Genomic DNA, 11430 nt, shown 5'->3' on the forward strand with positions numbered 1-11430 from the left:
GTATCTCCTCAAGGCAGTTTCAGCGCGCGGCGGATCGCCGCCCAGCCGACATATTTGAAGTTCTGCGTGTCCGGCGCATTGTCGCCGTCCTGCGCGACGAGCAGCCCCTGGGGATAGTCCCGTCCGAAATCGCCGAGCATCAGGTCGATCCCGTCGGTCTCACTCGTTCCGTCGATCGCGCCGCCATCGATCCGGAAGCGGCCGGCATAGGCCATGTTCGGCAGCCGGTAGAGCGCATAGGCATTGTCGCCCTGGCTCGACACGACGAGATAGCCGCCCTTGCGCCCCTTGGGCGCCAGCGCCAGCCCCTCCGCATCGGCGACGAGCCGGCGACCATCGACCGCCACCACCGACGTACCCGTGACGGGGCCCGCTGGATCGGCATCGAAGCGCCAGAGGCCGACATCCTCCTCGGCGACGTAGAGCAGGCCGGTGCGGTCGTCGGCCACGCACCCCTCGGATTGGGTGCCGAGCTTCATCGACCGCACCGTCCGCACCACCGGCGCGGGGCCGCTGGTGTCGATGGCGATCTGGTCGATGCGTCCGTCCTTCAGCACGACGAAACCGAACAGCGCGCCGTCCTTCGCGCGTGTCCACAGGCACATGCCATAAGCTTCGCCCGCTCCGACGTGCAGCCGGCCGAGCGGCACCAGCCGGCCGGCCTCGGTGTCCAGCTGGAACAGCGCGACATGCGCCTGGGCCGGGTCCGCACGGTCGCTGGCAGCGACGATGACGCGGCCGCCCACGGTGCGCAGGTCGACGTTGTTGAGGCGCGGCGCGGGCGTGTAGCTGACGCGCCGGCCCGTCAGGTCATAGACGTGGATGCCGGCCTGCTTGTCGGTCGCGACGATCAGGCTGCGTTCCGGCGCACGCGGGTCGCGCCAGATCGCGGGATCGTCGGCAGCATCGTCGGCGCTCGCCACCGGCGCCGTCTCCGCCGTGGCGGGCACGGCGGGAACGGATACCCCTGGGGTCGGAAGCGTCGTCGCCTGCGCCAGCAGCATCGCGAGCCACGCCGCCATCAGAAGGTCACCCGCACGCCGCCGGTATAGCGGCGGCCGAACGTCTCATGCTCGATGGTGTATCGGGAGGTGCCGACATAGCGGCGGCCGGGGCCGTTCAGCAGGTTCGCGAAGTCGCCGTAGATTTCGACGTTGGGAGTGACGGCATAGCGGATGCTGGTGTCCAGCTCGTCATCCTTCGCCCAGTAGAAATCGCCGCCATCGATACCGCGGTCGACGCCATTGATCGGGCCGAACGACCCGATCGCATCCAGCCAGGGCGAGCGGTTCTGGTAGGAGACGCGCGCCGAGAACCCGTATTTCTCGTAATAGCCGATCAGGTTGTACACCGCGTCCGAGGTGCCTGGTAGGCGGATTCGGCGCCCGTCCGGGGTGATCGAGCGGCTCTTGTTCAGCGTCGCGTTGAGCTGGACGCCGAAGCCGCCCATCCAGTCGGGCAGGCCCAGATCGTCGACGAACGGATCGAGCTGCTGCTGGATCGCCGCCTCGATGCCGTAGATCGATCCGTCGCCACCATTGAGGATGGTCGAGAAGGTATATTGCGACCGATCAACGCCGCCGCTGTTCAGGAGCGTGCTGCCGAACGTGCGATCGGCGTCGAACAGCACGTCCTGGACGTCCTTGTAGAAGACGCCGACCGACAGGAAGCCGCGCGGCATCGTGTAATATTCGACGTAGAGGTCGGCGCCGCGCGCCTTTTCGGGCTTCGCGTCCGGATTGCCGCCGGAGATCGTCTGATTGGCGTCGTTAAAGGCGAAGTTGGGCCGCAGCTGGTCATAGTCGGGCCGCGCCGCGCCGGTGTTGAACGACAGGCGCGCCTTCATCCGGTCGTTGACGTTCCAGTTGAAGTGCAGGCTGGGATAGACCAGCGTCGCGTCGGACGCGACCTGGACCGGGCCGATCGCGGCGTTGGCCCGGCTGATGTTGCGGACATGCTCGACGCGCGCGCCGCCGACGATGCTGCCCCAATCCAGAGTCGCGGTCGCCATGGCATAGCCGGCATACACCTTTTCCTCGACGTCGTAGAAATTGTCGCTGACGAGGGTGTAGCGGCCGACCGTCCTGGCCTGATCCACCAGCCCCAGGATCTTGTCGCGCCCGAAATACTGGAAGGTGTAGCCGAGCGGGATCTCCCCCTGGAAGTCGCCGGGGATGGCAATCGCCGAATAGCCGGTGGGGATGCCGGCGGCGGCGAATTGCGCGGCGCTGTTCAGCTCGAGCAGGTAGTCGCGGGATATCTTGGTGCGATCGTCATAGCGCAGGCCGGCGGCGAACGTCACCGGCAGATCGCCGAGCGTCGTTTCGCGCGTGACGTCCAGCTTGGCGGTGTACGCCTTGGTCACGTCCTTCGCCTTCAGCGAGCGGAGGCGCGACAGGGTGCGCGGGAAATCCTCGATGGCGATCACCCGATCGCCCCGCGCGAAGGTGCCGTTGGCGTTGCGGACGGTGCGGTACAGTGCGACCTGCGCGAGCTGCGGGTCGGACAGGTCATAGCCGACGGTTAGGCGGTTGCCGGCACTGGCGCCGTTCGAGCCGAAGCCAGGGCTGTCATAGTTGAGCTGCGCGGGCTGCGTCCGGTCGTCGATCGAGCGGGTGAAATTGCCGCGCCACGCGATCGTCCAGTCGCCGAGTTCATGGTCGCCGCCGATCGTGTTGGTGAACACCGACTGTTTGTACGTGCGCACCGTGAAGTTGGAGTTGAGGTCGATGCCATACACGGTGCCGCGCAGCGGCGTGTTGCCGTTGCAGACATCGGCATAGCCGGTGGTGCCGGCCGGCGGGGTCGCGCTGACGGTGCAGGCGGCGGTGCCGCTGGGCGTGCGCGACTGCTGATCGTCGAGATCGAAGATATAGTTGTTGCGCAGTTCGTCGTCCTGAAAAGCCGAATAGATGGTTTCGGCGAACAGGCGCGAAGCGCCGCCCTCCGGCCGCCAGTCGAGCCGGGTCGACAACGCGTAGTTCTTGCGGGTCAGCCGGTAAAGCTTGTTCTCCGTCTCGCGCGCCCAGATCCGGTCCTGGTAGCCGGGTCGGCGATCCTCGCCCACCGCTTCCCAATCGGTTTCAAAATTGTCGGTCACCATGCCGCGGCGATAGAGGCTGGCTGAGGAGACCAGGCCGAATTCGCCGATGCCGGTGTCGAACCGGTCGGAGACGACCAGTGAACCCTCATATTCGGTCTTCTTGCCCAATTCGACATGGCCAACCCCGCCCTTGGCCTGCACCTTGAAGCCGGGATAGTCGAAGCCGGAGCGGGTGATGATGTCGACATTGCCCGCGATGGTCTCGCCGGTCATGTCTGGGGTCACCGCCTTGCGGACGATGATCTGCGAGGCGATGGCGGAGGGGATGCTGTCGAAGCGGGCGTCGCGGCCCTCGGGGCTGACGACGTTGATCCCGTCGAACGACAGCGTCGTCCAATTGATCGGCGCACCGCGCAGGTTGATGTAACGGGCCTGGCCCTGGTCGCGCTGCACCGCGACGCCGGGCAGGCGGCTGACCGCCTGCGCGATGTTCTGGTCGGGCAGGCGGCCGACCGAGTCCGAGGCCACGACCGAGACGAGCGAGTCGCTCGTCCGCTGGATCTGAAGCGCCGCGGCCTCGGATTCCGCGATCGGCCGCGATCCGGTCACGACGATCTCGCCACCACTGTCGGGCGCGCCGGCGATCGTCCCGCCGACCGTTACGTCCTGCGTCACGGTGCCGTCACCGACGGTCACCGACAGGCGCTGGTCGGGTAGGCCGACATAGCGGACGACCAGGTCATAGGTGCCCGCCGGCAGATTGCCGATGCGATAGCGACCGGAACGGTCGACGGTCGTGGTGCGGTCGATTGCGGGGATCGAAACGGACGCGCCATCGAGATAATCGCCGTCGGTGCGGGTGACGCTGCCCTGGACGCTGCCCGGCATGGCGTCCGGCGCATCGGCGGCCACGCCTGCCGGCCCGTCGGCCGCCGCCGCACGCGTCGCCAGCGCGACCTGGCCGCAACCGGCGAGCAGGGCGCAGGCGAGCGTGCGGGCGGCGCGGCAGCGCGGATTGGTCTGCATGATGCTGATTCCCCAAAGATTTCGGCGGCGGTACTCCGCTCGCCCGTTGGGGTGCGACTAGGACCGGCCCATGTCGCTTGCATGAAAGCGCGATGACGATTCGATGACGGCGGCTATCATGCCGCGACCGTCACGACCGGTGTCCGCTGATCAATAGGGTGGCGGAACGCTGGCGCGCCGATCGCGGGCGGCGGCGGTCCACCAGCCGAGATCGTCGGCGAAGCGCGGGAAGGCCCGGGCCAGAGCGGCACCGCCGTCACCGGTCGGGTGGCCGTCGGCGTCGAGCGCGTGGCCGATGCTGCCGACGGCGAGCGTGCTCGACACCACGACCATCCCCATCTCGCTCAGCGTGCCGTGCCATGCGACGCTGGCATGGGCGCCCGCGAGGCGGCCGGCCGAATAGCTGGCGATCGCGGCGGGGCGCCAGAACCATTCCTCGAGAAAGTGGTCGGTCAGATTCTTGAGGCCGGGCTGCTGTCCCCAATTATACTCGCCGGTGACGAAGACGAAGGCGTCGGCAGCGCGGATCTTGGCCGCGAGCGCCTCCATCGCGGGCGGCGCTTCGCCCTTGGGATATTCCTTGTACATGCGATCGAGCATCGGCAGGCCGATCGCTTTGGCGTCGATCAGCTCGGGCGCGGCGCCGCGCTCGGCGAAGGCACGCACCAGATAGTCGGCGAGCCGGATGCCCTGTCGATCCGCCCGATAGGAGCCGTAGAAGATCAATATGCGGTCGGCCATGGCGTCACTCCCCTTGAGGACGCGGACGGACCATCGGCCCGCCCGCGGTTCCGCTCAGCCCGCGATGAACGCGAGCAGATCGGGGCTGATCCGGTCCGCATGGGTGGTCGGCATGCCGTGCGGATAGCCGGGATAGGATTTCAGCACCGCGCCCTTGACGATGTCGGCGGACCGCTTGCCCGTGGTGGCGAACGGCACGACCTGATCGTCTTCGCCATGCATGACCAGGGTCGGCACTGCGATCGCCGCCAGGTCGTCGGTGAAATCGGTCTCGGAGAAGGCCTTGATGCCCAACGTATGCGCCAGCACGCTGCCCTGCATACCCTGACGCCACCAGTTGCGACGCACGCCCTCCTTCGCCTCGGCGCCTTCGCGGTTGTAGCCGAAGAAGGGGAGGGTGAAGTCATAGAAGAATTGCGCGCGGTTGGTCGCGGTCTGGTGGCGCACATCGTCGAACACCGTGATCGGCACGCCGTCCGGGTTGCTGTCGGTGCGCACCATGATCGGCGCAACCGCGCTGACCAGAACCGCCTTGGCGACCCGTCCCGGCGCGGCCCGGGCAACATAGCGGGCGACCTCGCCACCGCCGGTCGAATGGCCGACATGGATCGCGCCCCGATGATCGAGCGCATCGGTCAGCGCGATCACGTCGGCGACGTAAGTGTCCATATCGTGCCCGGTCGCTGACTGCGACGAGCGGCCGTGGCCGCGCCGGTCATGCGCCACCACGCGATAGCCCTTGTCGAGGAAGAACATCATCTGCGCGTCCCAGTCGTCGGCGCTGAGCGGCCAGCCATGGTGGAAGTGAATGACCGGCGCATCGCGCGGACCCCAGTCCTTGTAGAAGATCTCGGTGCCGTCGGTGGTGGTGATGAAGCTCATGGTCGGTCTCCGTGGTTCGATGGGTACGCACACGAAAGAGATCGGGCGGCGTCGACGAGGACGACTCCAGGGGGATGGTCGATCATCTCTAAGCTCCTTCAAAGACAATGACATATGCGGCGTCTTCAGCAAGATGGCGCAGTCGGCGGCGCGACGAAATGGCAAGGATGGCACCCCACCGTTGCCGAAAACGGCATGCCGACCGCCGGCCGCGACGCCGGACCGGGTCCTATCGCCTCACCGCGTCCCAGACCTTGGAGATGACCACCGAACCTTCGCCGACCGACGAGGCGACCCGTTTCGTCGAGCCGGCGCGGACGTCGCCCACGGCGAAAATGCCCGGACACGAGGTCGCATAAGGGGAGTCCGCCCCGACCGCCGTGCCCGTCAGGATAAAGCCCTTGTCGTCCAGCGCCACCAGATCGGCGAGCCAGCTTGTATTGGGCGCCGCGCCGACCATCACGAACATGGCGCAGCTCGGGATCGTCCGCTCGCCTTCGTGGTTCCGGATCGTCACCGCTTCCAGCGTGGCATCGCCGTGCACCGCCGTGACCTGTGCGCCATAGTCGATCGTGATCGCCGGATCCGCGGCGAGCCGGCTCGAAAGGTAGTGCGACATGGAGGTCGCGAGTGTCGACCCGCGCACGAGCAGCCGGACGCGGCGCGCCACCCGGCTGAGGTACATCGCTGCCTGTCCCGCGGAATTGCCGCCACCGATCACCACCACCTCGCCATCGCGGCAGAAGCGCGCCTCGCTCTCGGTCGCGGCATAGTAGATGCCCGACCCCTCTAACGCCGCCAGGCGATCGATCGGCAGGCGGCGGTACTGGACGCCGGTGGCGACCACCACGGTGGTGGCGCGGACGCGCTGGCCATTGGCGAACGTCGCGCAGAAGCCGCCGGCCTCCAGCGTTTCGAGCGACGCCACCCGTCGCGGCATGACGAAGCGCGTGCCGAACTTCATCGCCTGGATCTCGCCGCGCCAGACCAGATCGCCACCGGATATTCCGGTCGGGAAGCCCATGTAATTCTCGATCCGGCTCGACGTGCCGGCCTGACCACCGATCGCCGTCTCGTCGACGACGAGCGCGCGAAGTCCCTCGGCGCCGGCATAGACGCCAGCCGCGACCCCGGCCGGTCCGGCCCCGACGATCAGCACGTCGAATGCGGCATCGTCGGGCAGGTCTTGGTCGAGTCCGAGCAGCCGCGCGACCTTTTCCGGCGTCGGGTCGGTCACGACCAGGTCGCGGCCGAACACCACGACCGGCGCGTCGGCCGGCGTGCCGCAGCTGGTCGCGACGGCCGCCGCCTCGACGCTGCGGACCGGGTGCGAGCGATAGGGTATGCGGTTGCGCGCCGCGAACTCGGCGACCTGGCGGACCGCCCGATCATCCTCCTCGCCGACCAGCACCAGCATCGCGTCGCTGCTCTCCAGCTGGCGACGGCGGCGGGCGGCTAGGACGGTGATGACGATGTCGGACATTTCCGGGATGGCGGACATCAAGTGCAGCATCCGATCACGAGGCACCTCGATCACCTGCGTTTCGCTGACCGCCCGCATCGGCATCGACCAATTGCCGCCCGACAACAGCGAGACCTCTCCCATGAACTGCGTGGGGCCGAGCGTGGACGGCACCAGCCGGTCGCCGGTGAAGGGATTGACCACCTCGACCTCGCCCGCCTCGACATAGACGAAGCGGTCGGCCGGCGCGCCGACCTCGGCCAGCCAGTCGCCGGCCTTGTAGCGCCGATCCACCCCGGCGGCGCGCAGGGCGGCGACATGGCCCGGTGCCAAGGGGATGCGTTGCATCTCTTTGAGATCGCGTCCGATTGTCTCCATGCGCTGGTCCCCTTTCGGGGCAAAGGCTATCCCGATCGTTTCGCCTTCGCAACCGGACGGAACGGAGCTGAGGCGACCAATGGCGGGAGCGAGCCGCTGCGAAGCCGGGGGTCACACCGGCAAGGCGGTCGTGTATTTCGTCATCGACAAGGCGAAGTGCGACGATCCGCCCGCGACGGCGGGATGTCCCAGCAGGGAATGCATGAGGAAGTCGTTATAGTCCGCCACATCGGCGACCGCGACGCGCAGGAGATAGTCCCAATCCCCCGACATCGAGAAACACTCGATGACCTCGGGCCTGGTGTTGACGAACGCCTCGAAGCTGCGCCGGTCGTCGACGGCGTGGCTCTTCATCCGTATATTGCACAGGACGTTCACCCCCCGGCCGACGCTGTGGGGATCGACGAGCCGGACGGACTGGATCAGCACGCCGGCCGCCTCCAGCGCCTTGACCCGCCGCCAGCACGACGCCGCCGAAGCGCCGACTCGTTCCGCGAGATCGGCATGGGTGAGAGTCGCGTCCTGCTGCAACAGCGACAGAATGCGTCGGTCGATCGCGTCGAGGTGACAGGCCTGTTTCATCAATGTTCTATTATCGCGCAATCCGTTTCATGACACCCGCAAATCGGCGTAATATTGGAACGCATTCGGCATCGGTCCGTGGCATTCTCCGTCCATGGCTGACACATCCCTGATCCGCCCCGACGGCGCCGCAACCGACTGGACCATCCCTCAGAATTGGGGGGCCTATTCGCAGGAGGATCATGCCACCTGGGACACGCTGTTCGAGCGGCAGGTCAGGCTGCTACCCGGCCGGGTGACGCCGGAGTTCCTGGAGGGGCTGGACGTCCTGCGACTGTCCAAGCCCGGCATCCCGGACTTCGAGGAGCTGTCCGATCGCCTGATGAAGGCAACCGGCTGGCAGGTGGTCGCGGTGCCGGGGCTGGTGCCGGACGATGTGTTCTTCGACCATCTGGCCAATCGCCGCTTCGTGTCCGGCAACTTCATCCGCCGTCCCGACCAGCTCGATTATCTGCAGGAACCGGACGTGTTCCACGACGTGTTCGGTCACGTGCCGTTGCTCGTGAACCCGGTCTTCGCGGATTACATGCAGGCCTATGGCCAGGGCGGCCAACGCGCCGCCGCGGCCGGGGCGATCGACCGGTTGTCGCGGCTCTACTGGTACACGGTCGAATTCGGACTGGTGAAGTCCGGTGACGAGCTGAAGATCTACGGCGCGGGGATCGTGTCGTCGTCCTCCGAATCGATCTTCGCGCTCGAGGACCCGTCGCCCAACCGGATCGGGTTCGATCTGCGCCGGCTGATGCGGACCAAGTATCGCATCGACGATTTCCAGCAGAACTACTTTGTCATCGACAGCTTCGAGAATTTGCTCGACCAGACGCTGAACACCGACTTCGGCCCGATCTACGACGAACTGCACGGAGCGTCCGACATCGAGATCGAGGCGATCCTGCCGACCGATCGTGTCTACACGCGGGGCACGCAGCATTATGCCCGCACGAAGGACGGGGCATGAGCGTGCAACTCGACGACGCGCCGCTGTTCGGCCGGCTGGAACGTCAGGCGCCGGACGCGCTGCTCGCCATCATCGGCCTGCACCGCGCCGATCCCAGGCCGGGCAAGATCGATGTCGGCGTCGGCGTATACCGCGATGCGACGGGGGCGACACCGGTCATGCGCGCGGTCAAGGCGGCCGAGGCGCGGTTGCTCGCGACCCAGGACACCAAGAGCTATCTCGGTCCGGAAGGCGATCAGCGCTTCACCGACCTGCTGGCGCCCATCGCGCTCGGCGGTGCCCTGGCGGCGGATGGCCGGATCACCGGGGTGCAGACGCCGGGCGGCACAGGCGCCCTGCGGCTTGCCGCCGAGCTGATCGCAGTCGCCGATGCGGAGCGCGCGGTGTGGATCGGAACGCCGACCTGGCCCAACCATGCCCCCATCTTCCGCGCCGCAGGCCTGACGGTGCGGACCCAGGCCTATTACGACGCCGCGCAGTCGCGCGTCGATTTCGACGCGTTCCTGGCGGGTCTGACGCAGGCTCGGGCCGGCGATGTCGTGCTGCTGCATGGCTGCTGCCACAATCCGACCGGGACCGGCTTTGCGCATCATGAATGGGCGGTGCTGGCGAAGGAGATCGCCCGACGCGGCCTGATCCCGCTTGTCGACCTGGCCTATCAGGGGCTGGGGCAGGGGCTGGAAGAGGACGCCGCCGGCATGCACGTCGTCCTGAACGGTGTGCCGGAAGCGATGGTCGCCTATAGCTGCGACAAGAACTTCGCCCTGTACCGGGAGCGGGTCGGTGCCCTGTGGGTGCAGGCCGACCGCCCCGCCATGGCCTTGCCGGTCCGGGAGAACATGCTGGTCCTGGCGCGCAGTCTCTGGTCGATGCCGCCGGACCATGGCGCCGCGATCGTGCGGACCATCCTTGAGGAGCCCGCGCTGACGTCGGACTGGCGCGACGAACTGACGCAGATGTGCGGGCGCATTCGGTCCTTGCGGGCGATCCTGGGCGCTGCCCATCCCGCCCTGGCACCGATCGCGCGGCAGGACGGCCTGTTCGCGCTGCTGCCGATCGGCCGCGAGACGGTCGCGGCGCTGCGCGCCGAGCACGGCATCTACATGCCGGACTCCGGACGGATCAACATCGCCGGCCTCAATGACGAGACCGTAGCCCGCTTCGTGGCCGCGCTCCTTCCGCACCTGAAAGGGTAATATCATGTCGAACACCACCGATCCCTCCAATCCGCTCGGTCTCGATGGGTTCGCGTTCTGCGAATTTACCTCGCCCGATCCGGACTTGCTGGCCGGCCAGTTCGAACAACTGGGCTTCGTCGCCTCGCACCGCCACCCGACCAAGCACGTGACCCGCTACGTGCAGGGCCGCATCACCCTGTTGCTCAACCGCGAGCCGACCGGGCAGGCGGCCGATTTCCGGGCGGCGCACGGCCCGTCAGCCAGCGGCATGGCGTTCAGCGTCGCCGACCCGAAGGCCGCCTACGACCATGCAATTGCGGGCGGCGCGGTCGCCGTCGACGCGGCGGCGGGTACGCTGGGCGAGGGCAGCTACCCGATCGAAGGGATCGGCGGCAGCTACCTCTATCTCGTGAAGGCGGGCGAGGACCTCTATGCGGATTGGGACGAGGTGCCAGGCTGGCGCGAGGCGGCCGAGCAAAACCAGGTCGGGCTCGACATCCTCGACCATCTCACCCACAATGTCCGCCGCGGCGAGATGCGCACCTGGTCCAGCTTCTACGGTCGCCTGTTCGGGTTCCAGGAACAGAAATACTTCGACATCAAGGGGAAGGCGACCGGCCTGTTCAGCCAGGCGATGATCGCGCCCGATGGCGCGATCCGCATCCCTCTGAACGAAAGCCAGGACGAGAAGAGCCAGATCGAGGAATTCATCCGCGAGTATCAGGGCGAGGGCATCCAGCATCTCGCGCTGACCACCGACGACATCTTCGACACGGTGGAGAAGCTGCGCGCACGGGGCGTCCGGCTGCAGGACACGATCGAGACCTATTACGAACTGGTCGACAAGCGGGTGCCCGGCCACGGCGAGGATCTCGACCGGCTGAAGCGCAACCGCATCCTGATCGACGGTGCGGTCGGCGAAGAAGGCATCCTGCTCCAGATCTTCACCGAGACCATGGTCGGACCGATCTTCTTCGAGATCATCCAGCGCAAGGGCAACCAGGGGTTCGGCAACGGCAATTTCCAGGCGCTGTTCGAGAGCATCGAGCTCGACCAGATCCGGCGCGGCGTGATCCAGGTCGACGCGTAAGCGTCGAGCGTTCCGCGTACGACGGCGCGCGCGCGCGTCCGCCTTGCGCGACCTCGTCGGTGCGGCTCGGCCGGGTCGGACGCGCTGGCC

At 67.2% G+C, this 11430-nt stretch carries 9 protein-coding genes; 3 read left to right on the forward strand and 6 right to left on the reverse strand.

Features of this window, described 5'->3' with window-relative positions; translation table 11 throughout:
• Positions 1-8: 8 nt before the first annotated feature.
• The 6 genes from GGQ96_RS06945 to GGQ96_RS06970 form a co-directional block, all read right to left on the reverse strand.
• Positions 9-1022: a phytase gene (locus GGQ96_RS06945; RefSeq protein ID WP_184112932.1), complete on the reverse strand. Its 1014-nt coding sequence runs from the start codon at positions 1020-1022 to the stop codon at positions 9-11.
• Positions 1022-4069 (reverse strand): TonB-dependent receptor, encoded by a 3048-nt coding sequence (locus tag GGQ96_RS06950; RefSeq protein WP_184112934.1) that lies wholly within the window; start codon positions 4067-4069, stop codon positions 1022-1024. The genes GGQ96_RS06945 and GGQ96_RS06950 overlap by 1 nt, the downstream gene beginning before the upstream one ends.
• Positions 4070-4219: 150 nt before the next feature.
• Entirely contained in the window at positions 4220-4810 is a 591-nt protein-coding gene (locus tag GGQ96_RS06955) for an NADPH-dependent FMN reductase (RefSeq protein ID WP_184112936.1), read from the reverse strand.
• A 54-nt stretch (positions 4811-4864) separates the two neighbouring features.
• Entirely contained in the window at positions 4865-5692 is an 828-nt protein-coding gene (locus tag GGQ96_RS06960; RefSeq protein ID WP_184112938.1) for an alpha/beta fold hydrolase, read from the reverse strand.
• Between the two features lie 229 nt (positions 5693-5921).
• The gene (locus GGQ96_RS06965; RefSeq protein WP_184112940.1) at positions 5922-7532 is read right to left on the reverse strand and encodes an FAD-dependent oxidoreductase; all 1611 of its coding nucleotides are present in this window, start codon (positions 7530-7532) and stop codon (positions 5922-5924) included.
• A 111-nt stretch (positions 7533-7643) separates the two neighbouring features.
• Entirely contained in the window at positions 7644-8114 is a 471-nt protein-coding gene (locus GGQ96_RS06970) for an Lrp/AsnC family transcriptional regulator (protein WP_184112942.1), read from the reverse strand.
• Positions 8115-8208: 94 nt separating this feature from the next.
• Here GGQ96_RS06970 and phhA point away from each other — a divergent pair, with 94 nt between their 5' ends.
• From phhA to hppD, 3 genes are read left to right on the forward strand one after another with little or no spacing between them, the layout of a single operon-like run.
• Positions 8209-9072, forward strand: a complete 864-nt coding sequence (gene phhA, locus GGQ96_RS06975; RefSeq protein WP_184112944.1) for a phenylalanine 4-monooxygenase — start codon at positions 8209-8211, stop codon at positions 9070-9072.
• Positions 9069-10268, forward strand: a complete 1200-nt coding sequence (locus tag GGQ96_RS06980) for an amino acid aminotransferase (RefSeq protein ID WP_184112946.1) — start codon at positions 9069-9071, stop codon at positions 10266-10268. Before phhA ends, GGQ96_RS06980 begins: the two co-directional genes overlap by 4 nt.
• Positions 10269-10272: 4 nt before the next feature.
• Positions 10273-11340: a 4-hydroxyphenylpyruvate dioxygenase gene (hppD, locus tag GGQ96_RS06985; protein WP_184112948.1), complete on the forward strand. Its 1068-nt coding sequence runs from the start codon at positions 10273-10275 to the stop codon at positions 11338-11340.
• Positions 11341-11430: the final 90 nt, after the last annotated feature.

The organism is Sphingomonas abaci, from assembly GCF_014199625.1.
Taxonomy (GTDB): Bacteria; Pseudomonadota; Alphaproteobacteria; order Sphingomonadales; family Sphingomonadaceae; genus Sphingomonas; species Sphingomonas abaci.

Coding starts and splice junctions, on each gene's coding strand:
- GGQ96_RS06945 (WP_184112932.1), bottom strand. CDS start 1,022: ATGGCGGCGTGGCTCGCGATGCTGCTGGCGCAGGCGACGACGCTTCCG.
- GGQ96_RS06950 (WP_184112934.1), bottom strand. CDS start 4,069: ATGCAGACCAATCCGCGCTGCCGCGCCGCCCGCACGCTCGCCTGCGCC.
- GGQ96_RS06955 (WP_184112936.1), bottom strand. CDS start 4,810: ATGGCCGACCGCATATTGATCTTCTACGGCTCCTATCGGGCGGATCGA.
- GGQ96_RS06960 (WP_184112938.1), bottom strand. CDS start 5,692: ATGAGCTTCATCACCACCACCGACGGCACCGAGATCTTCTACAAGGAC.
- GGQ96_RS06965 (WP_184112940.1), bottom strand. CDS start 7,532: ATGGAGACAATCGGACGCGATCTCAAAGAGATGCAACGCATCCCCTTG.
- GGQ96_RS06970 (WP_184112942.1), bottom strand. CDS start 8,114: ATGAAACAGGCCTGTCACCTCGACGCGATCGACCGACGCATTCTGTCG.
- phhA (WP_184112944.1), top strand. CDS start 8,209: ATGGCTGACACATCCCTGATCCGCCCCGACGGCGCCGCAACCGACTGG.
- GGQ96_RS06980 (WP_184112946.1), top strand. CDS start 9,069: ATGAGCGTGCAACTCGACGACGCGCCGCTGTTCGGCCGGCTGGAACGT.
- hppD (WP_184112948.1), top strand. CDS start 10,273: ATGTCGAACACCACCGATCCCTCCAATCCGCTCGGTCTCGATGGGTTC.